Source organism: Clostridium sp. CTA-6, from assembly GCF_054768115.1.
Map to the genome: position 1 here is coordinate 1 of NZ_BAAAAU010000012.1, position 22,343 is coordinate 22,343.

44 protein-coding genes are annotated in these 22,343 nt (G+C 24.5%); all 44 read right to left on the minus strand.

The window, feature by feature from the left end; genetic code table 11:
* Window positions 1–51 precede the first annotated feature (51 nt).
* The gene (locus ACYUDJ_RS17305) at window positions 52–219 is read right to left on the minus strand and encodes a hypothetical protein (protein ID WP_460289670.1); all 168 of its coding nucleotides are present in this window, start codon (window positions 217–219) and stop codon (window positions 52–54) included.
* Between the two features lie 49 nt (window positions 220–268).
* Complete coding sequence (locus tag ACYUDJ_RS17310) at window positions 269–409, minus strand: hypothetical protein (RefSeq protein ID WP_460289671.1); 141 nt, start codon at window positions 407–409, stop codon at window positions 269–271.
* Window positions 410–424: 15 nt separating this feature from the next.
* A complete protein-coding gene (locus tag ACYUDJ_RS17315; RefSeq protein WP_460289672.1) occupies window positions 425–799 on the minus strand; it encodes a hypothetical protein in 375 nt (124 codons plus the stop codon).
* A 75-nt stretch (window positions 800–874) separates the two neighbouring features.
* Window positions 875–1,039, minus strand: a complete 165-nt coding sequence (locus tag ACYUDJ_RS17320; RefSeq protein ID WP_460289673.1) for a hypothetical protein — start codon at window positions 1,037–1,039, stop codon at window positions 875–877.
* Window positions 1,040–1,066: 27 nt separating this feature from the next.
* Window positions 1,067–1,318, minus strand: a complete 252-nt coding sequence (locus ACYUDJ_RS17325; protein WP_460289674.1) for a hypothetical protein — start codon at window positions 1,316–1,318, stop codon at window positions 1,067–1,069.
* A 1-nt stretch (window position 1,319) separates the two neighbouring features.
* Entirely contained in the window at window positions 1,320–1,613 is a 294-nt protein-coding gene (locus ACYUDJ_RS17330) for a hypothetical protein (protein WP_460289675.1), read from the minus strand.
* Between the two features lie 37 nt (window positions 1,614–1,650).
* Window positions 1,651–1,779: a hypothetical protein gene (locus tag ACYUDJ_RS17335; protein ID WP_460289676.1), complete on the minus strand. Its 129-nt coding sequence runs from the start codon at window positions 1,777–1,779 to the stop codon at window positions 1,651–1,653.
* Window positions 1,780–1,793: 14 nt separating this feature from the next.
* A complete protein-coding gene (locus tag ACYUDJ_RS17340; protein WP_460289677.1) occupies window positions 1,794–2,225 on the minus strand; it encodes a hypothetical protein in 432 nt (143 codons plus the stop codon).
* Between the two features lie 88 nt (window positions 2,226–2,313).
* The gene (locus ACYUDJ_RS17345) at window positions 2,314–2,859 is read right to left on the minus strand and encodes a hypothetical protein (protein WP_460289678.1); all 546 of its coding nucleotides are present in this window, start codon (window positions 2,857–2,859) and stop codon (window positions 2,314–2,316) included.
* Window positions 2,837–3,172, minus strand: coding sequence for a hypothetical protein (locus ACYUDJ_RS17350; protein ID WP_460289679.1), 336 nt, complete (start codon window positions 3,170–3,172; stop codon window positions 2,837–2,839). Before ACYUDJ_RS17350 ends, ACYUDJ_RS17345 begins: the two co-directional genes overlap by 23 nt.
* 33 nt (window positions 3,173–3,205) lie before the next feature.
* Window positions 3,206–3,394, minus strand: a complete 189-nt coding sequence (locus tag ACYUDJ_RS17355) for a hypothetical protein (RefSeq protein WP_460289680.1) — start codon at window positions 3,392–3,394, stop codon at window positions 3,206–3,208.
* A gap of 105 nt (window positions 3,395–3,499) precedes the next feature.
* Window positions 3,500–3,763 carry a hypothetical protein gene (locus ACYUDJ_RS17360; RefSeq protein ID WP_460289681.1) on the minus strand — a complete coding sequence of 88 codons (264 nt, stop codon included), beginning with the start codon at window positions 3,761–3,763 and terminating at the stop codon, window positions 3,500–3,502.
* A 50-nt stretch (window positions 3,764–3,813) separates the two neighbouring features.
* Window positions 3,814–4,119: a hypothetical protein gene (locus tag ACYUDJ_RS17365; RefSeq protein ID WP_460289682.1), complete on the minus strand. Its 306-nt coding sequence runs from the start codon at window positions 4,117–4,119 to the stop codon at window positions 3,814–3,816.
* Window positions 4,120–4,158: 39 nt separating this feature from the next.
* Window positions 4,159–4,425, minus strand: coding sequence for a hypothetical protein (locus ACYUDJ_RS17370; protein ID WP_460289683.1), 267 nt, complete (start codon window positions 4,423–4,425; stop codon window positions 4,159–4,161).
* A gap of 87 nt (window positions 4,426–4,512) precedes the next feature.
* Complete coding sequence (locus ACYUDJ_RS17375) at window positions 4,513–4,827, minus strand: hypothetical protein (RefSeq protein WP_460289684.1); 315 nt, start codon at window positions 4,825–4,827, stop codon at window positions 4,513–4,515.
* A 60-nt stretch (window positions 4,828–4,887) separates the two neighbouring features.
* Complete coding sequence (locus ACYUDJ_RS17380) at window positions 4,888–5,082, minus strand: hypothetical protein (protein WP_460289685.1); 195 nt, start codon at window positions 5,080–5,082, stop codon at window positions 4,888–4,890.
* Window positions 5,083–5,403: 321 nt separating this feature from the next.
* Window positions 5,404–6,327 carry an AAA family ATPase gene (locus tag ACYUDJ_RS17385; RefSeq protein ID WP_460289686.1) on the minus strand — a complete coding sequence of 308 codons (924 nt, stop codon included), beginning with the start codon at window positions 6,325–6,327 and terminating at the stop codon, window positions 5,404–5,406.
* Window positions 6,320–6,775, minus strand: coding sequence for a hypothetical protein (locus tag ACYUDJ_RS17390; RefSeq protein ID WP_460289687.1), 456 nt, complete (start codon window positions 6,773–6,775; stop codon window positions 6,320–6,322). Before ACYUDJ_RS17390 ends, ACYUDJ_RS17385 begins: the two co-directional genes overlap by 8 nt.
* 190 nt (window positions 6,776–6,965) lie before the next feature.
* Window positions 6,966–7,619 carry a hypothetical protein gene (locus ACYUDJ_RS17395; protein WP_460289688.1) on the minus strand — a complete coding sequence of 218 codons (654 nt, stop codon included), beginning with the start codon at window positions 7,617–7,619 and terminating at the stop codon, window positions 6,966–6,968.
* Between the two features lie 58 nt (window positions 7,620–7,677).
* Window positions 7,678–8,430, minus strand: coding sequence for a hypothetical protein (locus tag ACYUDJ_RS17400; protein WP_460289689.1), 753 nt, complete (start codon window positions 8,428–8,430; stop codon window positions 7,678–7,680).
* A 92-nt stretch (window positions 8,431–8,522) separates the two neighbouring features.
* On the minus strand, window positions 8,523–8,936 hold the full coding sequence (locus ACYUDJ_RS17405; protein WP_460289690.1) for a hypothetical protein: 414 nt from the start codon (window positions 8,934–8,936) through the stop codon (window positions 8,523–8,525).
* Complete coding sequence (locus ACYUDJ_RS17410; protein ID WP_460289691.1) at window positions 8,937–9,251, minus strand: hypothetical protein; 315 nt, start codon at window positions 9,249–9,251, stop codon at window positions 8,937–8,939.
* 148 nt (window positions 9,252–9,399) lie between these two features.
* Window positions 9,400–10,263 (minus strand): radical SAM protein, encoded by an 864-nt coding sequence (locus ACYUDJ_RS17415; RefSeq protein WP_460289692.1) that lies wholly within the window; start codon window positions 10,261–10,263, stop codon window positions 9,400–9,402.
* A gap of 27 nt (window positions 10,264–10,290) precedes the next feature.
* Window positions 10,291–10,569 carry a hypothetical protein gene (locus tag ACYUDJ_RS17420; protein WP_460289693.1) on the minus strand — a complete coding sequence of 93 codons (279 nt, stop codon included), beginning with the start codon at window positions 10,567–10,569 and terminating at the stop codon, window positions 10,291–10,293.
* 176 nt (window positions 10,570–10,745) lie between these two features.
* The gene (locus tag ACYUDJ_RS17425; protein ID WP_460289694.1) at window positions 10,746–11,291 is read right to left on the minus strand and encodes a hypothetical protein; all 546 of its coding nucleotides are present in this window, start codon (window positions 11,289–11,291) and stop codon (window positions 10,746–10,748) included.
* A gap of 40 nt (window positions 11,292–11,331) precedes the next feature.
* The gene (locus ACYUDJ_RS17430; RefSeq protein WP_460289695.1) at window positions 11,332–11,853 is read right to left on the minus strand and encodes a hypothetical protein; all 522 of its coding nucleotides are present in this window, start codon (window positions 11,851–11,853) and stop codon (window positions 11,332–11,334) included.
* A gap of 131 nt (window positions 11,854–11,984) precedes the next feature.
* Window positions 11,985–12,281: a hypothetical protein gene (locus tag ACYUDJ_RS17435; RefSeq protein WP_460289696.1), complete on the minus strand. Its 297-nt coding sequence runs from the start codon at window positions 12,279–12,281 to the stop codon at window positions 11,985–11,987.
* A gap of 37 nt (window positions 12,282–12,318) precedes the next feature.
* Window positions 12,319–12,471, minus strand: a complete 153-nt coding sequence (locus ACYUDJ_RS17440) for a hypothetical protein (protein WP_460289697.1) — start codon at window positions 12,469–12,471, stop codon at window positions 12,319–12,321.
* Window positions 12,472–12,556: 85 nt separating this feature from the next.
* The gene (gene yyaC, locus ACYUDJ_RS17445; protein WP_460289698.1) at window positions 12,557–13,123 is read right to left on the minus strand and encodes a spore protease YyaC; all 567 of its coding nucleotides are present in this window, start codon (window positions 13,121–13,123) and stop codon (window positions 12,557–12,559) included.
* A gap of 12 nt (window positions 13,124–13,135) precedes the next feature.
* On the minus strand, window positions 13,136–14,227 hold the full coding sequence (gene clpX, locus ACYUDJ_RS17450) for an ATP-dependent Clp protease ATP-binding subunit ClpX (RefSeq protein ID WP_460289699.1): 1,092 nt from the start codon (window positions 14,225–14,227) through the stop codon (window positions 13,136–13,138).
* A gap of 49 nt (window positions 14,228–14,276) precedes the next feature.
* Window positions 14,277–14,498: a hypothetical protein gene (locus tag ACYUDJ_RS17455; protein ID WP_460289700.1), complete on the minus strand. Its 222-nt coding sequence runs from the start codon at window positions 14,496–14,498 to the stop codon at window positions 14,277–14,279.
* Between the two features lie 82 nt (window positions 14,499–14,580).
* Window positions 14,581–16,206 carry a DUF4942 domain-containing protein gene (locus ACYUDJ_RS17460; RefSeq protein WP_460289702.1) on the minus strand — a complete coding sequence of 542 codons (1,626 nt, stop codon included), beginning with the start codon at window positions 16,204–16,206 and terminating at the stop codon, window positions 14,581–14,583.
* Window positions 16,207–16,274: 68 nt separating this feature from the next.
* A complete protein-coding gene (locus tag ACYUDJ_RS17465) occupies window positions 16,275–17,189 on the minus strand; it encodes a tyrosine-type recombinase/integrase (protein ID WP_460289703.1) in 915 nt (304 codons plus the stop codon).
* 126 nt (window positions 17,190–17,315) lie between these two features.
* Window positions 17,316–18,383: a homing endonuclease associated repeat-containing protein gene (locus tag ACYUDJ_RS17470; protein WP_460289704.1), complete on the minus strand. Its 1,068-nt coding sequence runs from the start codon at window positions 18,381–18,383 to the stop codon at window positions 17,316–17,318.
* A 70-nt stretch (window positions 18,384–18,453) separates the two neighbouring features.
* On the minus strand, window positions 18,454–18,744 hold the full coding sequence (locus tag ACYUDJ_RS17475) for a helix-turn-helix domain-containing protein (RefSeq protein ID WP_460289705.1): 291 nt from the start codon (window positions 18,742–18,744) through the stop codon (window positions 18,454–18,456).
* Between the two features lie 47 nt (window positions 18,745–18,791).
* Window positions 18,792–19,259: a hypothetical protein gene (locus tag ACYUDJ_RS17480; protein ID WP_460289706.1), complete on the minus strand. Its 468-nt coding sequence runs from the start codon at window positions 19,257–19,259 to the stop codon at window positions 18,792–18,794.
* 70 nt (window positions 19,260–19,329) lie between these two features.
* Complete coding sequence (locus ACYUDJ_RS17485; RefSeq protein WP_460289707.1) at window positions 19,330–19,539, minus strand: hypothetical protein; 210 nt, start codon at window positions 19,537–19,539, stop codon at window positions 19,330–19,332.
* Window positions 19,517–19,654, minus strand: a complete 138-nt coding sequence (locus ACYUDJ_RS17490; protein ID WP_460289708.1) for a hypothetical protein — start codon at window positions 19,652–19,654, stop codon at window positions 19,517–19,519. Before ACYUDJ_RS17490 ends, ACYUDJ_RS17485 begins: the two co-directional genes overlap by 23 nt.
* Window positions 19,655–19,692: 38 nt before the next feature.
* Window positions 19,693–20,433: a hypothetical protein gene (locus tag ACYUDJ_RS17495; protein ID WP_460289709.1), complete on the minus strand. Its 741-nt coding sequence runs from the start codon at window positions 20,431–20,433 to the stop codon at window positions 19,693–19,695.
* A gap of 27 nt (window positions 20,434–20,460) precedes the next feature.
* Complete coding sequence (locus ACYUDJ_RS17500) at window positions 20,461–20,724, minus strand: hypothetical protein (RefSeq protein ID WP_460289710.1); 264 nt, start codon at window positions 20,722–20,724, stop codon at window positions 20,461–20,463.
* Window positions 20,725–20,736: 12 nt separating this feature from the next.
* The gene (locus tag ACYUDJ_RS17505) at window positions 20,737–20,946 is read right to left on the minus strand and encodes a hypothetical protein (protein WP_460289711.1); all 210 of its coding nucleotides are present in this window, start codon (window positions 20,944–20,946) and stop codon (window positions 20,737–20,739) included.
* Between the two features lie 17 nt (window positions 20,947–20,963).
* Complete coding sequence (locus tag ACYUDJ_RS17510) at window positions 20,964–21,179, minus strand: hypothetical protein (protein WP_460289712.1); 216 nt, start codon at window positions 21,177–21,179, stop codon at window positions 20,964–20,966.
* A 52-nt stretch (window positions 21,180–21,231) separates the two neighbouring features.
* Window positions 21,232–22,053 (minus strand): hypothetical protein, encoded by an 822-nt coding sequence (locus tag ACYUDJ_RS17515; protein WP_460289713.1) that lies wholly within the window; start codon window positions 22,051–22,053, stop codon window positions 21,232–21,234.
* A 42-nt stretch (window positions 22,054–22,095) separates the two neighbouring features.
* The gene (locus tag ACYUDJ_RS17520; RefSeq protein ID WP_460289714.1) at window positions 22,096–22,341 is read right to left on the minus strand and encodes a hypothetical protein; all 246 of its coding nucleotides are present in this window, start codon (window positions 22,339–22,341) and stop codon (window positions 22,096–22,098) included.
* Between the last annotated feature and the right edge of the window lie 2 nt (window positions 22,342–22,343).

The following is a 22,343-nucleotide window of genomic DNA, read 5'->3' on the forward strand; positions in this document are numbered from 1 at the left end:
TCTATACCCTTCATCATTCATAATTAAACACTCCCATTTTTGCAATATGACTTAATTCAATATTGCTTCTAATTCTTCTTTTAATATTCCCTTTAGCTCGTCAGCTTCTTGTATCATATTTTCAAGTAAAGTTATCTTCTGTAATATATCTCTTTCTTTGTAATATAACTCGCATGAATCTTCCTTTAATTCATTTATTATTTGCTCTATAATGTTCATATATAATCAAACCTCATTCTTTCATAATAATTTCAAATTACGTATTTAATTATTTCTTTTTTGGTTGAAATATCTCACATTTCTTTATATAATTACAAGGAGTTCTACTTCCCATAACACCCAATATTTCACTACAATTGTCATCCTTGTCCCTAAAAAAACAAATATCACATTTTTCTCTCTGATCCATTGTTTTGCCTCCTAACTATTTTTCATATTTACAATTATAAAAACGTTGATTTTTATTAAAATCATAAGGACTGAAATAATCCCATCTATTTATTATTTTTTCTGAATCATACCGATCCAGTTCATTATAGATTTCATCTTCTAGTTTATTTAATATTATAGGTTTACCACAATGAGGACAAAAATTTATTAAAATTTTATGATTGTCCTTATTAATTACCAAACCTAAATAATAATCTCTACGTTCATAGGGATTCCACCCGCTCATATTTATTAAATTACTTGTTAAATCATATTTCATCCATTCACAGCATAACTCTATATTTTTAATTTCATAACCATACCCACTATAACATCCTGTACATACTTTCTTCACATAATCTATTTTCATATTTTCCTCCCTAATTTTATTTTTATCTATTTTAATTAAATAATTGTTAAATTGTTCTATGATAAAATCCTCAATTTAATTTGACTTATAAAATGTTATATCACACTGTTTGCAATAATAAAACCAATCATATTCACCTTCAAACATACCCCAATTATCTATTCCAATATCTGTACAATTGCATTCTGGACATTTTTGTTTATTTAAATCTTGTTTTAATTTTTCTTTATAATCATTCATCTAATCCCTCCATTTTTTATTATTAAATTATTTTATATTAGCTGAATCGTTATTATCATTTTCACAACATTCTGTAACTATATTAATTGCACATTTTAATTGTTCTTCGGTAACACTCAAATCCTTTGCTGTTTTTAAAATAGTCTTAAATGCTAATAATTCAGCATCATAATTATAGTAGTCATTAAGTCTTACTTTACTTTTATTGCGTATACAATATTTGCAAAATATATGTTTTTTATCAGTTTTACAATTATTTATGTTTTCACATTTTATCATATTAATCATCTCTTTCTTTAAAATAATTTACTATACCATTGATTAATAATAATAGATTTAAAATAGGTGTCATATATACTAAAAATATAAAAAAGTATCCTATCAATGGGTTAGACATACTAGCATCTATTAATCCATTAACAAAGTTAGTCATTTTTTCGTTGTTTATTTTCTCTAAGCTTTCTTGTATCGAATTAAAAGATTCAAATGGGTTTATGTTTTTATTCATATCATTTATTTTATTTATTGTAAAAGCCAATGCTCCTATTAAAATATTTAAAGTAAGTAACCTCATACTCTCACCTCTTTATAAACATCACTTTTGATATTTATTATAATTCTTTTACCTCTGCTTTTTCTATATCAAATTCTTCTCCACATTCGCATTCAAACTCATTATAATCTATTTGTTCTAAATCATGATTTTCGCAATTAGGACAGCAAATAACATATTTACTCATATTTTGTCTCTCCTTTACTTTTCCTTTTTATGTATTTCCATTTGTGCTTCGCTTATTCTCTTATATGCACATTTCGGACAGCGAGTACCTCTTAAAAAATTGTCTGGAGTTACATTCCACTCATCATAGCCACATTTATTGTGTTTCATCCTTACCTTTTCATCACTTTTTGTATATTTGCTGAGTACAGTATACTCATCACTAACTAATTCAGATACTTCTTTTACAAACTCTTCGTGTGATTTCTTTCCACCTCTATAGCATTTCGCACATCTTGTCCCTTGTAAAAATTTATTAGGTAATACATCCCATTCATGTTTGCACTTATTATGTCTCATTCTTAATTTTATACTGCCTTTAATATACTTACCTAATACTGTATATTCGTCACCGACTAAATCATAAACTTCCTTTTCAAATTGTTTTTGTGTTTTACATGTTTTCATATAATAAGCCCACTTTCTACTTTTAATATATTTAAATTATAAAACACAACAGTTTCTTATGCTACATAAATTATACATTCTATTCCTATTATTTAACATGCAAAAATTTTAATATTCTATTTTTAAGCTTTTTATTTTCAGCTTGTTCTTCTAGCAATTGATGTAATTCTATTTCCAATTCTTTTAACTTTTCTTTATATTTTTGTTCGGCTTCTTTTATGGTCTTATCGAAATATTCTTTATTATCGTTTATGAATTCGATAGTATCATTAGTGCAATAAACAACATTTCCATCTTCATAACTTACTCTATCAATAATAATCTTATTATTTTTATTAATTTGTATTTCATCACCTTTGTGTAACTGAATAGGGATATCTATATCTAATTTATGCAAAACATATTCTTGATATATCTTACAAGTATGTACTATGTAATATATATTATCATCAAAATCAACTTTTGCTTTTATTGAATTTTTCATTTTTTCTATTTTGTGTCCTAAATATTTTATTCTTCTATCCTCTTTTGTTTTACAATTACAAAGATACGTAATAAAGTCTCTCTTTATTTTGCTATCTAAAATACGTGGGTCAAATACAACTGTAGCTTTAATCCCTTTGACAATAATCATACTTTATCTTCTCCTTATACCATTTAACTATATCCGTATCGATCCTCCTATTAAACCAAGCTCTTAATACGTAAATATTATCTTTCATATGATAATAATCTACATATATACCTTCTTTATCTTTTTGAAAATCTATATCATGTTTCCATCCTTTTTCTTTCATTTCTTTAATATGTTTATCCCTATCCTCTTCTGTATTATATAAATAAACTACGTCTTCATCTCCAAATACATTTACATTATTTCTATAAAGAATTTTTTCGTTCTCTTTTAAATAATTAGTAATAATTTTAGCCGATTCTAAATTCACCATATTAAACACAACCTTTTTGAAATTATTTTATATTTATTTATTTATAAACTCATGCAGCTTCTTTGCACAATTAATTTTAAAATTATCATTTGTATTTACTGTCCAATAACAATTTAAATTAGTATCTTCCCAAACCATAACCTTTCTACTCTTGTTGTATTCATCCATATTCCAAGGATTACATACATCCGTTATTAATTCTACAATATAATATTTGGGCAAATATATTTTATTTCACCACCTTTCATATATATCTCGTGTATACAACTCACAAGATACATATTTACATAATAAATTAACAAATGTAAAACATATAAAGATTCTTTTTTAAATACTTATTAAAAAATCCATGCTACAAATATGAACACACCAATCACAATAGATTATATATTTATTTTTACATTGTTCTTTTAAATATTTTTTAGCTTGGATTATAAATTCTTCTTGCATTTTTCCTATATCATTATGTGAAAAATCATCTTCCCAATCATAATCACGTAAAAAATTATTGGCTTTATTATTTAATAATTTTTTATTTTCAACCATTTCTTTTAATTTGTCCATTTCATATTCTATAATATCGTCAAACATAAATATAACACCTCCCTATTTTTAAATTTACAATATTTTTGTATTATCTATTAATCTTTATCCCAGTTTATCGTATTTCTATTAACTTCAAAAGCAAATTTCCCATTTGTTTTAAGTAGAATTTCTTTTAAAGTTAAGTCTTCATATTCTCCATTCCCACAACCATCACTTATATCCGAACTTTCAAATTTATCTATTAATATATCATCAATAAATTTAAAATCTAACCATTCCCAACCACAAGGATGTCCATTTTCTACTGGAACTGCTATTCCGCCACCAAAAACCTCGTTCGCCCCATTATAAATACTTAATATTATTTTATCATCATTAAAATCTAATTTATTTCTTTTCAATTTTAATTCCTCCAATATTTGAATTGCATAACAAGTATTTTACAATTTTTTAATCATATCTGCTATCCTGCAACCTTCTACATGGTCTTTTGTAATGATAAATTTAGTTCCACATACATTTGCACTATAACCACTACCAAAACTATTACCTAATGCAGCCATTAACATTTTATAAGTATCCTCATTAAAATTAAAGCATTTATTATCTTCATCATAGTTACTTTCTAATACTTTATTTGCCTTTATAAAACCTTCTTTATATTTTATAAATTTATCATACTCACTTTGAGTTAATATGTATTGCATAATATTCCTCCTTAATTTTGACTTTTAGTCAAGTTATAATAATTTCAAATTGGGTATTTTATATTTTGATAAAACAAGTGTTTTAAATTATTTTAAATGATACTTAATAGCAAATTCCCTAATATCATCTATAGTTTTTATAATTGATTTTTTTAAATCATATTCTTCCTTTACTTTACTATAAAGTTTATCAAACTCTTCTATATCTTTCTTATTTATTGGTATCGTATTTTGAACAAATAACCTTAAACGTTGCACTTCAAAAGGAGTATCATCTAAGGATTTGAATAATTCCCATCTTAGCTTATTTATTTTCTTGTAATTTTCCCCATATAAATGTTTTATAACTTCTATACAATCTATTCCACATTGATGATTTTCTTTTTCTTTATCATTTAACATTATTTCGCCTCATTTTATATATATTTTATTGTTTTATTTTTAAATTCATTCAATAAATTATTAATCTTCCTTACATTCAGTAAAATTATCTAATACTAATTTATAGGTTATATCAAATATTTTTTCACAATTTTTATTTCTACAACTAACCGTTTGTTGCTGTAAATCTTCTGTGAAAATACTTGATACAGGGGTTAAATCCCCTCCACAATTAGGACACTTATATTCTTTATCATCCCAAAAATAATTTTTCATATATATTCTCCTTTAATTTTATTACTTTTTTATTTACAAAATACTCTAGCTGCTATACCTATAATTAATAATAATATGGCAAAAGGTGGATAGATAAATAATAATATTAAAAACAATATAAACCAAATCATATTAAATTCTCCCTTCATTTTTATGTAATCTTTTATGTTTTAATAATAATTTAATATTACTTATCCACCTATTAGCTTTTAATAAAATTCAAAATTTATTAAATTGTTTTAAATTACTATATTTATATATTACCATCATTTTCTTATCTTGTCAAACGCATTTAACAAATTGTTTTATATTTGTTATCTATTATTTTGCTATTATATCAGCTTTATGTAATATTAATAAATTATTATAAAATTCTTCACCAACTAATCTAATAAATTTAATTTTAGATTTTTCTGTTTTAATAAAGAATGGTTGCATATGCCATTGAATATATTTAGTTACTTTTAATTTATCTTCATCACAAAGATTTAAGTAAAACAAACTTAAATATGCAGATACATTATGATGTTCATAATAATGTGCAATATCAGTTACTTCACCTTTACTATTTTTAAATTCTTTAGTAAATGCTTTTCCTATATCATGAAATAATCCTGCAATACTTACTAATGCTAATTCTACTAAATCCTTTGCACTTTCATCATTTTCTACATTAGAACTACATTTTAAACAATGTTTACCTATTGTTAATGTATGATGAGGATTATCCTGATTTATTTTATTAAGTCCATTTTCTCCATTAAATAACTCATTAACATCAAAATCTTCTTTATTAAAATTTTTAATAATATTAATTTTGTTCCATCCTTCATAATACTGAGGAATAACTATATTTTTATACATTCTTTTTATTACATGTTCTGGAATTTGCCTCTCTCTTTGTTTATTTTGTTTTAAACATTTTTCGTATGGAGTTGCTATTAAATAACATTCTTTAAAACAGTCAAACCTCTTTAATTCATCTAATAATGCTTTTCTTCTTTTGTGATTTATGTTAGTAGCGTCTATTACAATATTATTTTCTTGTTTTAAATTTTCTTTTACTCTTTTATGTAATTCTTTAAAAATTTCTGTATTATGTTTTTGGTCATCTATATCATTAAATAATTCTTTTCTTAAATTATCTGAGGATATTATTATCGCATTTTCTTTTTTAGCTATTTTATCAGCATAATAAGATTTCCCACTCGCAGGTAATCCAACCATCATAATTAACTTATTCATTTTTATTCTCACTTTCTGATTCTTCCATATCTAATATGTCACTTTCTTTAATAATTCCCTCTAATAATTTAAAAGTAAAATTCTTATGTTTATATGCAGTAAAATTTTCTTTATTGTCTATTCTTACCACTATACCTTCTCTAATATGAGTTTTACCTATTGGGTCTGTTCCATCTACAAATTTTTCTACTCTGCTCATTAAATCTTCAATACTTGTAAAGGTAAACCTATCTAATTCAGGACAATATTTAACACCCATTTGCTCACAACGTAATTTAACTAAATGCCAAGGATATTCTACTGTATCGCCATCCTCATTTGTCATAGTCATTCTATATACATAAATATTATTTTCTCCAATGTCACATCCGTATGTAAATTTAGTAGTCTTACCATATTGTTTTACGAATTCTTTATCCTTTGTTTTCTTATTATCACATTCAGGCATAATTGTTTGATTTTTATCTGTATATCCTACAACTTCATAATAAACTGTTTCACCTTTTCTTAATCTACTTGCAAATAAATCATGATATTGTTTTCTAAATTCATTACTACCATAAAACCCTTTATCATAATCTTTTATTATAACTCTTCTTGTACCTGTAACATTGTCCCAATTTTTTTTAGTGCCTATATTAATATATAAATTTTAACAATTTATATATTAAATATGGTGTTTTTCTTTTCTTCTCTTTAATAGTATACGAACTACGTTGGCTTGTTCCATGCATCTTTAAGGTAATATAGCATAAATCACCTTCTTTAAATTGATGTGTGTTATATGCCAGTTGTGCTGTATCACTATGTTCTTTAAAAAATGGGTATGACTCAGAACTAATTTTTTTGTTCTTTTCTTTAGGTGTTCCTTGTGTCCTTACTTTACCTCTAGGTATGCATTTTTCGCATATTAAAACACCATTTAATGTAGTTATTATATTTCCCTCTTTTAGTGTTGTAATATCGCAAAACGATTCTAAACATTTTAATGGCATAAATAAACCATCTGACTTTTCTCCTCTAAGCTTTAAAGTAGATACATGACGTTTTTCAGGTTCTAAATATCCTCCTATTTGATTTCCATTTTCATCTTTCTTTCTCAACAAATTATTCTTTTCACAAAATTCCATTCCTAGTTTTCCATCAGTAGGAAAATATATACCTAATTCATCTTCCTTAATATCCAATGAAATTATTACTGAATTTCCAAAGCATTCTCCTACATTTAATCTATCTGCATTAATATGCTTTCTAATATTTTTTATTCTTGTTATGTATGCATTATAACTCATAAGCAACGCTCCTTTTCTATTTTATTAAATTATTTTATATTGCCATAAAACGAATATTTTATAAATAAAATTTATCATTGTTTTTTACAAACTCTTTTTTTTGTTCTTCTAAATATTCATCTTTAGCTTTTGTAAATCGTTCCTTAACAATTTCTTTAAATTTTTCTTGGGGAATACGTTGAAAAACGTTTTCTAAATCAACATCTCCACTAAATACACGTAACCCCATTTTAAACAAACCATATGGTATGTAAGCTCCTGAATATGATTTATTAAGTTTACCTGTAACAACTATATATCTACTGTTTTTAATAACCTCTTTTTTACTAGATTCTATAATACTTATAATTTTTATTTTAGAAGATTTTAAATCATTATCATAATCTAATTCTAATTCTTTTTTTAATAACCCTACTTTTATAATACATGGACTATACTTAATTACATCATATTTATTTTCATCTAAAAATACTAAGTCGGGACACTCTAAATTACGACTAGAATATCTAAAATCAATTCTTTTTAATTCTTTTGTTTTTTTATCTTCAAGATAATAATCATTTTTGCTTGTATCATATTTCTTACATTTTTCTAAGGTTGTAGCAAAAAATTTAGACCTTCCATCTTTACTATCTATTGCTGAATCATATTCTTTTCCTATTTGGTATGGAAAACTATAATAATAACTACTTAAATCGTGATTAACTGCTTTATAACAATATACCCACTGTTTATCATGTTCTAAATTATTCTTTTTTATAAAATCTTTAAGCTTTTTTCTGTTTTTCATTTTTTCTATATTAAAAAACATTTTACCACCTCTCATGATAATAAATTATTTTTCCACAAATCCTCTAATCTCAAATCTTTGTTTAGCTTTATCTATTTACTTTTTCCAAACACTTATAAATTGTTTGCCCATTTTAATAGTTCTAAGTTAGTATTTAGTATTTCTTCAAACCTTTCTAATTTTGATAAAATGTTATTATAATATTTTCTTATACAAACTTTATCACCGATTTTTTCCATGATAAAGCCTTTTGGTAAATTTATAGGTATTTTTTCACCTGTAAAAGAAATATATGTATCTGTATATCTTTCATAAGAATGTCCTGAGCAACAAAATTCAGTAGTATAGCCTTTTTTATTTAATTCTATTATTGTTGGCATAATTAATTCATCTATCTCTACTACTTCTCCATGACAGTTTGTTTTTGGACAAAACCGCCATTCTTTATTTTCACTATATTTAATTGGCTTAATTTGATTAATAGAATTTTTATATACTTCATTACATTTTAAACAAACGTATGGCATTTAATCACCCTCTTTTACATAAATTATTTCTTTCGTTATTGGATTGGATTTCAATCTAATATTTATTGGTATGTTATATGATTCATCTCTTATTATATTATATTTAGATAAGTAAAAATCTTCATAATTTTTACTTAAAGTTAATTCTAGTGTGGAATCTATATTGCAAATTGGTATATCACTTATCATATTTCTAAACTCTTTTCCGTCTTTCTCTATATCCGAATTAATTGCAACTGAATATGTATTACCATAGATTTTAGTAAATTTAATTTCATTTATATTTTTAAATATTAATACATTTTCCTCTACCATTTACCCGCCTTCTTTCTTATTAAATTATTTTATAATAAAAGAACTATTTTAATAACAATGTCCTGTCCCACCACCATCAGGAACACAATGACCATTTCCATAACATATTTTTCTTAAAATTTTTCTTAAAACTTTGGTATACAGATTATTACACCCATCCTTTCTCTAATCTACCATTTTCATAAACTACACCATATTTATTTTGTGGCTTATTCTTAAATGTTTTATATAATACTTTTAAACCATCTTTAAAAGAAGCCTTTAATGTTTCTTCACACATAAAACAAGAACGTTTTAATAGTACAGGGGTCTTGAAGTCAGGTATTATCTCATCCATGTCTAAATATGTCTGACAACCATGATAAAAAGGTGAACCTAAGTTTATTCCAAAAGTCTTTTCAAAAGATGTGTAATATTCTTTCCCATGTTGTATCTCTGAAAGTTTTATCGAATTAAACTCCATTTTATCATAATGCATTAAACATTTTGTTAAATCTTGTTTTGTATATAAGAATGGTTTAACAATATTTAAATTAATCCTGATTTTATCTTTATGAGGCAAACTATTATAAAACGATTGTCTATCATATTTTGATTTAGTATTTCTAATTTCATCTGCTATATTTTCATCATAATGTTGAACTGATAAATTAATCCCATCAACTAATTCTATTAATTCTTCAAACAATGCCCTTTTATCATAGCAAGTTTTAGGTACAGAAGTTGTAACAAAAGTTTTTAAAGTAGTTTCTTTTTTAATTAATTTTATACATTTTATTAACTTTTCTAAATATAAACAGGGTTCTCCGCCTAAAAACAACACATCTTCATAACCATCTTTATTTTTTATTATTGTATCTGCTATTGCATTTATATTAGGTTTTAAAATATTAAAACCTTCATATTTACAATCTATACAATGGGAACACTTGTTATCACAAACGCTTGTAAAATGAACGTCAAATGAATTATAAACTCCATCACAACAGTTTTTCATGAATATATTTTTCATTCTTATTTATCCTCCTATTTTACCAAATTATTTTACATGGTAGTCTTTAACAAAAGATGCTATTAAGTCGCATTGCTTTTCTACAGTTTTTAAAAATACTTCCTTATCCTCTATCCATTTATCTAATTCCTGTTGTCTTATTGGAATAGGGTTTTGTATTATATTCATCAAATCACACATTGTTTGGCTTGTTGTTAAAACTGATTCTGCTAAAGACACTCTTATATTATTTATCTGCTCATAACTTTCTCCATATAGTTCCTTCATATCTTCTGTTATATCATATCCATATTTATGTTTGCTCATTTAAAATTCCTCCTCTATTTTATATTTTTTATCATTTTCATAACCATTTTAGCAATATAATAATCTGGATTTATAGATATTTATATAATTCCTAAGATTAAGGCAAATATAGTATATATAAAATACCATTAGAAGAACATATTTTTTCCATTTAATAGCTCCTTCTATTTATCCAATTATTTGATTTCCCTCATTTCTAATACACTTCCCATAGGTATAATTTCTAAAGCTCCCTTCTCATTTTCTAAAAATAATCTACCAGTAAATGGATTATCATAATTAATTAAAGTACCCTTTACACAATCAATTTGTGTTAAATCATTTATAGTATTTATACATCCTCCATCTTTAGCATAAATTATTTCATATTTTTTATCACAAAATGGTAAATAATTTTCTTTCTTTTTATTATTATATGTATTATATTCTAATATCTTATTAATATTATCTCTTATAATAATTAATTCATCTTCTTCTAAATTCATTTGTGCCATTTTATATTTTCCTGCTTCCTTATTATTTCCATCTTGTCTAATCGAAATAGTAAAACATCTATTCTTATTTAAATTATTACAATTTTGTTTTAATTCATGCAAAAATAAATTTTGCCTATTATAATTAAAACGTTCTTTAGTTAACAGATTGAAACTTGAATAATGACCTTCTTTACTAAAAGCAACTGACGGCTTTCCATTCTCTTTTATTTTATAATCAACTTTCATTTAAAAATTCCTCCTTAATTATTATAAAAACAAAATTTTATTAAATTGTTCTATGTTTGAATATTTCAAATTTAATTGGTAAAACAATACAATCTCTTTGACCTTTCATTTTATTTCCGTTAATTTCTTTTATTCCATAATCACTATTAATTAAAATATCGCCTATAGTGTATTTTACATCATAATTAAATGGATTTTTTATAAAACCATCCGTAGCTACCTTTTTGGAATAAGTTTCCCTTTTCAAAAGCTTCAACATCATTTTGCTTATAGCTTGTGCTTGAAACAATAAAGTACCATCATGTATTATAAAATCTGATGTAAAGTAATCATAATTTACTTTATCATCATATTCTATTGTAACTTCATTTTTAAACTTCTTATTAATTGCCAAGTCACATGTTATTTTATTATTGGCTACAGGAATATTAAACTCTGATTCTAGCCATTTCATTGGATTTATTACTTTGACATTATCCCAATTGTCTAAAGGTATGTCCCCTATATCATCTATTGATTGCTTAACTCTGTTTTTTATATATTCTATTGATTTGTTATGCATTTGAACTCCTCCTTCTTTTTATTTGTTAAATTATTTTACAATAGATTTTCCATAAAATAATCCTATAAAAAATCCAATTAATAAAATTATAATATATATGTACAAAAATTTATCACCTCTTTACTAAATTATCAGCATCCTCCAAACATACTATGCTCTATAGCAGATTCAAAAGCTAAATCCAAATTATCACTTCCATAACAAGCTCTACTTGTTCCTGAACCTCTATTATTATCCCAATCATGATATTGACTATTCTTATTTTTATCCTTTTCCTCTTTTATTTTTTGTGCAAATTTTAAGTTCTCTTTAATGAATTTACTTGCTTCTGACTTAGTGTTTCCTTCAAACATCACTCCTGTAGTTAAAGTAATAAATCTTAATGTTTTTATCTGTTTATCTGTAGGAAAATTATATAAGATTAACATTGAAACACCCCTTTTCATATAATATTTGAATTGCGTATTATCCCTCCAATGATTCTATTCTTATAATATAGTAACCTTCTTTATTTCTTTCATGTAATACTGAAGCTGTTAGATTAGATGTTTTATTTATGTTTGTAACTAACTCAAAAATATTTCCAATTGTGTCTTTTGATAATACATTTATTTTCATTTTACATCACTCCTTCGCAATAATTTCAAATTATGTATTTGTCACGTTTAATTAAAATATCTTTTTTAAATACTTTTAATCCTTATTATAAGTTACAAATTGCTATTTCGTTATTTTCTATGTAATAATAATTTACTGATTTAATTATTGCTTTTGCAATACTCTTGGACATTTCCAATATAAAATCCAATCTTATATTATTTCCTGTAACAAATTTTATACCGTTATCAGATTCTTCCACTATTCCAATTATAGAATATTCTCCTACTGCTAATAACTCTTTTCCCACTCCCTTTCCTGGATATAGAGGTTTTTCCCTAATTTCAATAGTCCCTATATTTTCTTTTTTACCTAAACAAGCATCTATTCCTATTATGGTAGCGTTAGGATGTTTGTTTTTTATACTTCTTATTTCCCTTTCTAAGTTCAAAGCGTGTATAGGATTTTTTATAGTTCCATATACAGGTATTTGTAAATCATTTTCTTTTAATATAGTACCAACAAATGGAGCTAATGAATCTCCTATACATCTATCAGTTCCAATATTCACTATAATTATATTGCCATTATTTTGACTCATTATATTCAATAATTGCTGTGATATTTTGCTTATTATATTTTTATCACCATAATCATCTTTTATTTTACTCATATGAATTCCTCCCTAGGCTATTTCCTCTTTCAATTTTTCATTTTTGAAATGATTTTTATAAATTACTTTAATACTATCCAAGTCCACTATATAGCTCAACTTATTTTCTGAAGGAGCATTAAACATAAAATCTTCCATTATTCTTTCAACAATATTTCTTAACCCTCTAGCCCCTGTTTTATTTATCAATGCAATTTCAGCTATTTTTTCTAAAGTTTCTTTTTTAAATTTTAATTTCTTATTTTGCAGTTGGAAAATAGTTTCATATTCCTTTATAACTCCATCTTTTAATTTTAATATTTTAACTAAATCATTTAATTTTAAAGATTGTAAATTAGTTATTGCAGTAAATCTCCCTAATAATTCTGGCATTAAGCCGAATATTTTTAAATCTTGAAAAGTTATATTGTTTCTTATTTCATCATTTGTCAACTCTTTAGTTTTAATATCATTTATTATAGGAGTAAAACCTATATTTTTATCATTTTTACTACCAATTCTTTTATTTACTATATCTTCTATTCCTTCAAAACTACCTCCAGCTATAAATAATATATCTTTAGTATTAATTTTTAAACAATCTTGATTGGGGTGCTTTCTTCCACCCTGTGGTGGAACAGAAGCTACTGTCCCTTCAAGAATTTTTAATAATGCTTGCTGTACTCCTTCACCTGATACATCTCTAGTAATAGAAGGATTTTCTGATTTCCTTGCTATCTTATCTATTTCATCTATATATACTATTCCTTTTTCTGCTCTTTCTATATCATAATCAGCATTTTGAATAAGCTTTAAAAGAATGTTTTCTACGTCTTCTCCTACATAACCTGCTTGTGTTAAAGTTGTAGCATCTGCTATAGCAAAAGGAACATCTAAAATTTCTGCTATTGTTTGTGCAAGATATGTCTTGCCTGTGCCTGTACTACCTGTCATTAATATATTATTTTTCTTAATTTCTTTATTCATTTCTTTCAAGCTTTCTTGGTTTTGTATTTTTAAATAATGTTTAAAAATTTCTATTGATAGAACTTTTTTAGCATGGTCTTGTCCTATTATCTTTTTATCTAATTCTCTTTTAATTTCTTGTGGTGAGGTTACACTCATGTTTTACCTTCTTTCTTAAATTATTTTACATCGCTATAAAAGTATTATTTTATACACATATAGTAGATATGCAATCTTTTAATATTTCTACCTCCTCTAATATTTTTAATTTAACTAAAAATATTTTTTGATCACATTTCTTTTCTAATTTATCATTGTGTGAACTTAAATTATGATATTGTTTTTCTTCTATTAACTGTTGAAATTCTTCTAATAGCCCCTCTATCTCTTTGTTTTGTATCTCATGTTGATAATCTAAACATTCTTTCATCTTATCTTTTCCCCCTGTTTACTAAATATTTCCTATAATCTTATGATACTACCTTATTGTTATTTTGTCAAATTATTTTATATTATTGTAACATTAATACTTTCTTTGGTTCATATATGTAATAATCTAAGTTTTTCATAGTCTTTTTATAACTTTCTTTCCCCTCAAACTCATCAACTATTTCTTTTTCTTTGTCTGACATATCTTCATATTTACATTTACCATAAGAAAAAGGCAACCATCCTTTTTTACAGCTCCCAAAAATATTGAATTTTTTTAATAATTCTTCATTCAAAAATGTTAAATGAGTAGTACCTTTTTTATATGTATTTATAGAAAAATATTTTGTTTTTATATTTTTAGTTTGTCTTTCTTTTTCAGCCTCATCTAATATTTCTTTTAAATTTGTATTTTCTGTTTTTCCTCCATCTAAGTAATCAAAAACATGCTCTATATCTTTTAATTTCTCATAAAATTTATATCCATAATCTAATCTATCACCTAATATCCCGTAAGAGGATAAAGGAATTATTATGCGTTTATTAATTTTAAATGCAGAATTACTGCTCCAACCATTGTAATAATGAATATTTTTATTACACTCCTTATACCAACTATATTGACTAGAAAATTCTTCGAATAAGCTTAAAATTGTGTCCTCTACTCCTTTGACTACATTTTGATTCATCTGCTTTTGTAATTCTTTTATATTATATAAACTAAAATCATAATCTTGTAATTCAGTTAATTTTTGTCTAAATTCATTTAATAAATTTGATGTTAATAATTTTGTGAATTTTTCATTACTAAATAAAGCTTCCCAGTATTTATATCTAACCTTTTTTACATAAGCATTTATCAAAGTATCATCTTGTATGGTATTATCATATTTATCTCCATTAATTGACAAATGCAAAATAGAATCATTAAAACAACTATCTTTTTTAAAACTCTTTAATACCAAAGGTCGTAAATTATAATATTCATTTATTAATTTTATTCCTGCCTTTATTTCAAAGTTGTATTGTTGGACTATCCCTGTTAAGAAATCTCCATTAATTAACGTATTATTATTTTGTTGGTTTTGTTTATTAATCATTTCTTCTTGTTTTAGTTTTTCTAATATAATGCTATCTTTGTTTTTATTTTTTATCTTTACTTTTATTAATGCGACTTCTACATTAGTCTTTCTTTCTGCATTGATAAATTCTTCTTGTAAATACTCTATATTTGCATCATATTTGTTTAATCTCTTTAATAATACTCTTCTCAAATTACTATATGGATTTTTTATAGTTTCGGCATTAATTAAGCAAACAAGATTACCACCATTTTCTATTAATTCTAATGCTTTAGCTAGATGCCTATCTCCTTGAGAAAACGGAAAATTAGCTACAATTAAATCATATTTCTTAAATCCATTATAAGTTAAAAAATCATTATGAATAACTCTGAACCCTTTTCCTTTTAATATCATTTGTAAATTTTCATCAATTTCAATACAATCTATGTCATATTTAATGTCTTTGCTACTATAATAATCATTTCTTCTTTGTGCCCTTTTCTTTTCTTTTATTATTTCAACTATATCGCCTTTCCCTGCTGATGGTTCTAATATTGTTTTCATTTCTCTAAGGTCTATATTTTCTAACATTTTATTTATTAATTTTTTAGGTGTTGGATAAAAATCTTTATTATTTTCAAACATTTTCTTTACTCCTTTGTTAAATTATTTTATATTAATCAACAAACCCTTATTTTTGTTTATAGTATATTTTATCCTATTTGAACTTCATTTGCATATTTTTTCTTATCTTCATCTAAAACATGTGTATATATTTGTGTAGTTGAAATATTACTATGTCCCAAAGCTTCTTGTACATATCTTAAATCTTTAGTTTGTTTAAGATTTACAGTAGCAAATGTATGACGTAATTTATGTGCCGTTATAGGTTTATTTATATTAGCAGTTTTACAATATCCTTTAATTACATTGTTAACCTGTGTATCGCTTATATTGAATAACTTACCCTCTGTTATATCTTCGTCTTTAATATAAGCTAATATAGCTTCTCTGGTAACGTTATTAAGATATAAGTATCTCTGCTTGTCACCTTTTCCTATAATCTTTAATTTTTCATTGTTTACTATGTCCTCTACTTTTAAATTTAATAATTCACTTACTCTAAGTCCATGATTAAGTAGTATAATTACTATACAATAATTTCTCTTACTTCTTGCACTACCATCTCGAATAACTTCTAATAATTTGTTACATTCTTCTAAAGTTAAATATACAGGTTCTCTTTTTTTGATATCTGGAGTTTCTAATTCTATTGAAACATCTTCCTCTATTATTTTTGCTTTAGTTTTTAAATAATGAAAAAATGATTTTAAACTAGCTATTTTCCTAGCTCTTGATTTTTCACTGTTCTTTCTTTCATTCTGTAGGTAATAAACAAAATTATATAAATCCTGTAATGTGACAGATTTAATATGAGTATCTTTAATATCTGATATATTTATATTTTGAAACTTAATATCTTTATTGACTAATCCCCTATCTAATTTATACCATCTAAAAAACATTTTTAAATCTACTTCATATCCTTCTATTGTATTTTGACTTTTATTTTTTATACCTCTTAAATATTTTAAAAAATCCTCAACTCTTTTAGGTAATTCATTCATTTAAAAACAACTCCTTGTGATTTATATTTGTTAAATTGTTTTATATTAACATAGTAACATGTATTAAAAAAAATTACAAGGATTATTTCAAAATTTCCTTGTAATAAATTGGATAAAAGTAACTTTTTATATTAACTCTGCTTCTTTTAACGCATTTTGCCATGAGTCGAACCTATAAATTATAGAATAATATTGCTTTACATCCTTAGTTTGAGGTATTTTTCCTAATTGAAGATATTTTGTTTTTATTATATTTAATAAATCTTCATCGCTATACTTTTTATTACGATTGTGTATTTCTTCTTTACTAAATCCTGCTTCTATTAATGCATTTTCCCAAGTACCAAAATTCTTAACAATTCTATGTTTATGTGAAAACTCTGTCATACTAGGTATTCTTCCTAATTCTTTAGTTTTTTCTTTTATCATATTTAATAAATCTTTTTTTGTATATGTTTTATTGTATTCTTTTAATTCTTTATCATCAAACCCTGCCTTTTTTAAAGCATTATCCCAACCATTAAACCTTCTAATTATAATTGTATAATTTTCAACTTGATAGGACTTTGGTATTTCTCCTAGTTCATTATATTTATCCTTAATTTTTTGTAATAAGTCTTCATCACTATATTTTTTCTTTTTCTCATTACTTTTTATTTGCTTTTTATCTGATTTCATTTTAATTCCTGCTAATTTCAAAGCATCTTTCCATGAATCAAAATTTTTATACACTTCATATTGTAATTCAAATTCTGTCATTTTTGGTATTCGACCTAATTCATTATATTTACATCTTATTAATTCTAAAAGTTCTTCTCGTGTAAATTCTTTATTCTTTTTTAATATTTGAGTATCTTTATATCCTGCTAATTTCAATGCATTATTCCATGAGCCAAATCTTTTAGATATTATATTCCGTTGTTTTATTTCCCTTGAATGAGGTATTCTTCCTATTTCTTTTTCTTTGCATTTTATTATATTTAATAAGTCTTCGTTAGTATAAACATATCGTTTTTTAGATTCGTAAATTTCTTTATTCGTATATCCTGCTTTTTTCAATGCATTATTCCAACTTCCGAATCTTTTGATGATTGTTATATAAGATTTTACTTCAGCAGTTTTCGGTATTCTTCCTAACTCTTTTGCTTTATCTCTTACTTGTTCTAACAATTCTTCATTTGAATATTTTCTCAATTAAATCACCTCGATAAAATATTATCATTAATATATTTACCAAGGTTTTATATTATCATACTTAATATAATTAATTTTCGTCTTTATTAATTTTTAACTCTAATCCTAAAGCTGAAACATATCTTAAAAATACATCTAATGTTGGAGAATTATCAATTTTCTCTATTCTTGAAACCATTTGCTGAGTTAATCCGCTTCTTTCTGCAATTTCTCTCTGAGTTATTTTAGCAGACTTCCTAAATTCGACTAATGATTTAATTAACTGATATTGAGCATCAGCCTGTTTCATATAAATTTCTAATTCAGGATTATTCTCAATAGCTTTTTCAATTTCTTCTTCAGGATTTATTTTGTGAAACATATTTTACACCTTCTTTGATGTTATTTTGTGTTTAGAATAACATCAAATCAAATTTTTGTCAACAATTCTATTGCTTTTTCTTTGTTTATGATTTCTATTTCTTTAGATTCATATGCATCAGGATAATAAAAATCATCTTTTAAATCCAATTCTCCATTTTTCTTTAATATTAAAATTTCATATAGTAAAGTACCATCATCGCATCTTAATGCTTGACAAACTTCTTCTTCACAAATAAGATAATTATAATCCTTAACTTCTTTATTATTCTTATCAAAATACTGTTTTACATTATTTTTATCAATAAATCTTATATGAATTTGCAATATGTCCTCGTCATTGACTACTGTTTGATGTTCTACTTCGTTGTTTGCATAAGGTACATTATTAAAGTCAATATCATCTACAATGCCCTTCCAAAGTTCTTTATAGCTATTATCATTTATATCATATATAACTACTTTTGTATTGCCTCCTGTAATACATAGCAAATCTTTTACTTTTATTTTATTCAACTTTTTTACGCTCCTTTACTTTACATTTATTTCAAAATATACAAATAAAATCAATGATTTATACTATTTTTTATTCAATTACTTTTACATAACATTTATCAATATTACAAGCTAATACTTCTTTTAGGCAATCTTCTATATCTTTCCCTAGCCTTTTTGTAACTGCTTTTTCATATATATTTCTTATTTTCCCTTTTGCATAAATATAAACTTCTGGATCATTCATTAATCTATCATCATAATTTTGTTTAATTAAATTATAAGCCCCCCCAGTAATCATTCAAACGACTACTTAAAGTAAGGGATGTTATTTCACTAGAGTCTAATGTATCATATCCACTATCTGTATATGAGCTTTCTTTTAAACCTTTATAAAAATTTATATCTATTGACATATTAATCCTCCTTGTTTTACTCTATCTTTAAATTAATTTTATAAAATCTGTTCTACATCAAAAACATCTTCTGGAAAAGCCAATACTTCTTTTTCATTTCTATCTCCTAAATAATCTAATATATCCTGTTGTCTTATATATCCCTTGTACACTTTTCCATTTTTATTAAATCGCTCTGCAAACCATCTAGCAACATCTATATTAACAGTCCACGAATACGCTTTGTTATAATGGGTAGATAAGCTGCCTTCCCCTCTATAAATAGCAATAATATCATCATCAAACCAATTTTTATCTGCTTTATTATATTCAAAAATTTCTTCTAAAAATTCTCTTGATAAATTATTAAATCCATATTCACAAGAAGTGTAAATATCTTTAAATACTTCATATTTTTGTTCATCTGGAATATCATTAAATAGCTGTTGATAGAATGAAAATCTATATGGCTTGTCTATAAGACAAAATAACCTTATATACTCTTTATTTTCAATGCATTTTTTATTGATTCTTTCTCTTTGCTCAATTTGCTCTCGAACTTTAAAATTAATAAAATAATCTTCATTTGTATCATATATTTCTACTAATACAGTTTCTTTTAAATAACAGTATTTATATAGCTTTCCTTCCACTTTATAAAAATCATTTATATCTAAATTTAACTTTCTTATAGTTTTAATAAATTTCTTAATTTCGTCATTATTCTTATATGTTGTTATTGGTATTAAGCTTGATACATTTGAATGTTCTTTTTGAAAAATGTTACTTGTAAAACTCATTTCTACTCCTCTTTTGAAAGTAAATAATTAAATTATTTCTTCACACCAATTTCTTGCTATTGAAAATTTATTATCAATATTGCCCTCATGTTCATCAATTAAGGTAACTATTGTTCCATCATATTCTTTTAAACTACTAGTCCATGATGAATGAAATGAACTTGACTGTATTCTATCATCTTCTATTAATTTTTTATAAGAAAACCTATATTTTTTGCTAAGATCATATTCTCCATCAACAGATTTGCAATCATCAAATTGATGTTTAAATTCCTCTATTGTCATAACCATAAACTATCCCTCCTATTGTCTTTCAAATTCAAAATACGGCAATCTACTGTCTGTTTCATGATGTAAAGTTTGTATAGCTAATCCTTTTAAATTTCTACCTATTTCTAATCTTGGTTTAGCAAATTCTATAAAAGCATTCTTGTATTCTTCTGTATAACAGTACTCAGGTAAATCTCCCCATGTATCTAAACATTCTTGAAACTCTAATAATAATTCATCCATTTTTATACCTCCAATTTTTAATCGTGATTTAACAAAGTAACTTCTTGAGTCCAACTATCTGATTCAGTTTGGTCTCCTGCATAGATATTTATATCTTCATTTTCCCATAAATATTCAATAGCTTCATCTAATGATATGTTTTGTTCTTTTGCGTATGACCGTACCTTTTCTTCATCATCTTCTGTTAAATGACAGGTATAAGTAACTAATGATTTTGCTTCTACTCTCATCATTTTTATCTCTCTCCTTTTTGAATACCAAATAAAATCGTGAATTTATATTAACTTAAAATTTAAATATATCTATAAAAGCTCCTAATAAAGTCTCCCAAAATGTATAAGGTTCTTTTGCTCTTTTACCTACTTTTCCTCTTATCTTTTCTAACCTTTTAATTAATTTATTTCTTTCATTATCTAATTCTGCAATGTTAATTTCATTAGCATTTTCAATTTTTAATTTACACTTTTCTAAAAACTCTATTGGACTAATATTTGAAGAATTCCTATATACATTTAACTCTTTTCTATCTTTATCTTTTAATCTAAATGAAATATAATAATTCTCCTCCTCTTTTTTTATCTTAGAGATATGTTTACTAAAATCATCATCAAATAAAAATATTCCTAAAGATAATTCATATACTGTAATCCTATTAACTGACCTTTCTTTATTACTACTACAAATCTCATAATTACCCTCATATATATCTTCATAATTAGATTTCATAACTTCCAAGCATATATCATATATTGTATAAAAATAATTATAATATTTATAAGAATATTTCAAACATTCTTCCTCTAATTTTTCACACTTTTCAAATAATTTTTTATTTAAATCTAACTCTTCTCCTTCTATACTCATTTTTTTTAATAAAGGAGCATAAATGAAATAATCACCTTTTTTAATTTCTTCATAATCATTCCATTTTTTAGGCTTTACCGTACCTATAACTTCTTCAATATTTTTTAAATGAGTATAGATATTTTGATATTTATTTTTTAATTCTTTTCTATCAGATTGGTTTTTACCTGCTTTTAATCCTAAAATAAAAGTTATATTACTCACTACTAAACTTGTAGCTAGACTAATTAAAATATTATTCATTTAATCCATCCCTATTAAGTTAAATTTTTTACAAATCCAATATTATTCATCTTCATAAGGATTATATTCAAAACTAGCTTCTATTGGCATTCTTTTAAATTTATATTTTTCAATTAAATATTTATCTATATCCCACGTATCATTGCCTAATACATTTTTTGCTTCTTCACATAACAATGCAAATTCTTCATGTGTATATTTTTTATCACTGATTATATGTGTAAAACCATATACTTCATCTTGCAAATCCTCATTATACCAAAAAGTTTTTATTTCATAAATATACATAC

What these genes read in the sequence shown, in the direction of transcription:
- ACYUDJ_RS17415 (WP_460289692.1), bottom strand. Translation starts at nt 10,263, where the DNA reads ATGAAAAATATATTCATGAAAAACTGTTGTGATGGAGTTTATAATTCA.
- ACYUDJ_RS17425 (WP_460289694.1), bottom strand. Translation starts at nt 11,291, where the DNA reads ATGAAAGTTGATTATAAAATAAAAGAGAATGGAAAGCCGTCAGTTGCT.
- ACYUDJ_RS17500 (WP_460289710.1), bottom strand. Translation starts at nt 20,724, where the DNA reads ATGGTTATGACAATAGAGGAATTTAAACATCAATTTGATGATTGCAAA.
- ACYUDJ_RS17485 (WP_460289707.1), bottom strand. Translation starts at nt 19,539, where the DNA reads ATGATTACTGGGGGGGCTTATAATTTAATTAAACAAAATTATGATGAT.
- ACYUDJ_RS17330 (WP_460289675.1), bottom strand. Translation starts at nt 1,613, where the DNA reads ATGAGGTTACTTACTTTAAATATTTTAATAGGAGCATTGGCTTTTACA.
- ACYUDJ_RS17465 (WP_460289703.1), bottom strand. Translation starts at nt 17,189, where the DNA reads ATGAATGAATTACCTAAAAGAGTTGAGGATTTTTTAAAATATTTAAGA.
- ACYUDJ_RS17390 (WP_460289687.1), bottom strand. Translation starts at nt 6,775, where the DNA reads ATGCCTGAATGTGATAATAAGAAAACAAAGGATAAAGAATTCGTAAAA.
- ACYUDJ_RS17440 (WP_460289697.1), bottom strand. Translation starts at nt 12,471, where the DNA reads ATGAAAATAAATGTATTATCAAAAGACACAATTGGAAATATTTTTGAG.
- ACYUDJ_RS17400 (WP_460289689.1), bottom strand. Translation starts at nt 8,430, where the DNA reads ATGTTTTTTAATATAGAAAAAATGAAAAACAGAAAAAAGCTTAAAGAT.
- ACYUDJ_RS17495 (WP_460289709.1), bottom strand. Translation starts at nt 20,433, where the DNA reads ATGAGTTTTACAAGTAACATTTTTCAAAAAGAACATTCAAATGTATCA.
- ACYUDJ_RS17510 (WP_460289712.1), bottom strand. Translation starts at nt 21,179, where the DNA reads ATGATGAGAGTAGAAGCAAAATCATTAGTTACTTATACCTGTCATTTA.
- ACYUDJ_RS17460 (WP_460289702.1), bottom strand. Translation starts at nt 16,206, where the DNA reads ATGTTTGAAAATAATAAAGATTTTTATCCAACACCTAAAAAATTAATA.
- ACYUDJ_RS17505 (WP_460289711.1), bottom strand. Translation starts at nt 20,946, where the DNA reads ATGGATGAATTATTATTAGAGTTTCAAGAATGTTTAGATACATGGGGA.
- ACYUDJ_RS17315 (WP_460289672.1), bottom strand. Translation starts at nt 799, where the DNA reads ATGAAAATAGATTATGTGAAGAAAGTATGTACAGGATGTTATAGTGGG.
- clpX (WP_460289699.1), bottom strand. Translation starts at nt 14,227, where the DNA reads ATGAGTGTAACCTCACCACAAGAAATTAAAAGAGAATTAGATAAAAAG.
- ACYUDJ_RS17325 (WP_460289674.1), bottom strand. Translation starts at nt 1,318, where the DNA reads ATGATAAAATGTGAAAACATAAATAATTGTAAAACTGATAAAAAACAT.
- ACYUDJ_RS17370 (WP_460289683.1), bottom strand. Translation starts at nt 4,425, where the DNA reads ATGCAATACATATTAACTCAAAGTGAGTATGATAAATTTATAAAATAT.
- ACYUDJ_RS17520 (WP_460289714.1), bottom strand. Translation starts at nt 22,341, where the DNA reads ATGTATATTTATGAAATAAAAACTTTTTGGTATAATGAGGATTTGCAA.
- ACYUDJ_RS17385 (WP_460289686.1), bottom strand. Translation starts at nt 6,327, where the DNA reads ATGAATAAGTTAATTATGATGGTTGGATTACCTGCGAGTGGGAAATCT.
- ACYUDJ_RS17375 (WP_460289684.1), bottom strand. Translation starts at nt 4,827, where the DNA reads ATGTTAAATGATAAAGAAAAAGAAAATCATCAATGTGGAATAGATTGT.
- ACYUDJ_RS17410 (WP_460289691.1), bottom strand. Translation starts at nt 9,251, where the DNA reads ATGGTAGAGGAAAATGTATTAATATTTAAAAATATAAATGAAATTAAA.
- ACYUDJ_RS17430 (WP_460289695.1), bottom strand. Translation starts at nt 11,853, where the DNA reads ATGCATAACAAATCAATAGAATATATAAAAAACAGAGTTAAGCAATCA.
- ACYUDJ_RS17335 (WP_460289676.1), bottom strand. Translation starts at nt 1,779, where the DNA reads ATGAGTAAATATGTTATTTGCTGTCCTAATTGCGAAAATCATGATTTA.
- ACYUDJ_RS17320 (WP_460289673.1), bottom strand. Translation starts at nt 1,039, where the DNA reads ATGAATGATTATAAAGAAAAATTAAAACAAGATTTAAATAAACAAAAA.
- ACYUDJ_RS17310 (WP_460289671.1), bottom strand. Translation starts at nt 409, where the DNA reads ATGGATCAGAGAGAAAAATGTGATATTTGTTTTTTTAGGGACAAGGAT.
- ACYUDJ_RS17405 (WP_460289690.1), bottom strand. Translation starts at nt 8,936, where the DNA reads ATGCCATACGTTTGTTTAAAATGTAATGAAGTATATAAAAATTCTATT.
- ACYUDJ_RS17455 (WP_460289700.1), bottom strand. Translation starts at nt 14,498, where the DNA reads ATGAAAGAATGTTTAGATTATCAACATGAGATACAAAACAAAGAGATA.
- ACYUDJ_RS17490 (WP_460289708.1), bottom strand. Translation starts at nt 19,654, where the DNA reads ATGTCAATAGATATAAATTTTTATAAAGGTTTAAAAGAAAGCTCATAT.
- ACYUDJ_RS17475 (WP_460289705.1), bottom strand. Translation starts at nt 18,744, where the DNA reads ATGTTTCACAAAATAAATCCTGAAGAAGAAATTGAAAAAGCTATTGAG.
- yyaC (WP_460289698.1), bottom strand. Translation starts at nt 13,123, where the DNA reads ATGAGTAAAATAAAAGATGATTATGGTGATAAAAATATAATAAGCAAA.
- ACYUDJ_RS17305 (WP_460289670.1), bottom strand. Translation starts at nt 219, where the DNA reads ATGAACATTATAGAGCAAATAATAAATGAATTAAAGGAAGATTCATGC.
- ACYUDJ_RS17345 (WP_460289678.1), bottom strand. Translation starts at nt 2,859, where the DNA reads ATGATTATTGTCAAAGGGATTAAAGCTACAGTTGTATTTGACCCACGT.
- ACYUDJ_RS17380 (WP_460289685.1), bottom strand. Translation starts at nt 5,082, where the DNA reads ATGAAAAATTATTTTTGGGATGATAAAGAATATAAGTGTCCTAATTGT.
- ACYUDJ_RS17420 (WP_460289693.1), bottom strand. Translation starts at nt 10,569, where the DNA reads ATGAGCAAACATAAATATGGATATGATATAACAGAAGATATGAAGGAA.
- ACYUDJ_RS17360 (WP_460289681.1), bottom strand. Translation starts at nt 3,763, where the DNA reads ATGTTTGACGATATTATAGAATATGAAATGGACAAATTAAAAGAAATG.
- ACYUDJ_RS17515 (WP_460289713.1), bottom strand. Translation starts at nt 22,053, where the DNA reads ATGAATAATATTTTAATTAGTCTAGCTACAAGTTTAGTAGTGAGTAAT.
- ACYUDJ_RS17435 (WP_460289696.1), bottom strand. Translation starts at nt 12,281, where the DNA reads ATGTTAATCTTATATAATTTTCCTACAGATAAACAGATAAAAACATTA.
- ACYUDJ_RS17350 (WP_460289679.1), bottom strand. Translation starts at nt 3,172, where the DNA reads ATGGTGAATTTAGAATCGGCTAAAATTATTACTAATTATTTAAAAGAG.
- ACYUDJ_RS17340 (WP_460289677.1), bottom strand. Translation starts at nt 2,225, where the DNA reads ATGAAAACATGTAAAACACAAAAACAATTTGAAAAGGAAGTTTATGAT.
- ACYUDJ_RS17395 (WP_460289688.1), bottom strand. Translation starts at nt 7,619, where the DNA reads ATGAGTTATAATGCATACATAACAAGAATAAAAAATATTAGAAAGCAT.